Source organism: Gordonia sp. DT219, assembly GCF_049847065.1.
GTDB lineage: Bacteria > Actinomycetota > Actinomycetes > Mycobacteriales > Mycobacteriaceae > Gordonia.
This window is the reverse complement of sequence record NZ_JBNCNR010000120.1, coordinates 1-257: the sequence shown is the minus strand read 5'-3', so window position 1 is coordinate 257 and position 257 is coordinate 1. Positions and strand designations below refer to the sequence as shown.

Sequence of the window (257 nt, the reverse complement as noted above, 5' to 3'; positions counted from 1 at the left end):
GCGCGGGTGTGGTCGCGGCGTTGCTCGATTGTGACGGGTTCGCCGGCGCGGGAGGCGATGTGGGTGAGTCCGCGGACGACGGCGTCGGCGTGGTCGAGGGACACCGACCCGTAGGCGCTGTGCTTATGCAGCCCGTCGATGTCGTCGGCGGTGCCGACGTGGACGAGCCGGCCCGCGACAGCCGGGGCGAATCCCATGGTGATCAACAGTTCTCGAACCGATCGGCCTTGGGGTGCGGTCATCTTGAGGCGGTCGAA

General features: G+C 68.9%; 1 pseudogene. It reads right to left on the bottom strand.

The annotated features are described in order from the left end of the window. Nucleotides 1-242: pseudogene (locus ACPXB3_RS22675) on the bottom strand (hypothetical protein); the annotation flags it as partial. Between the last annotated feature and the right edge of the window lie 15 nt (nt 243-257).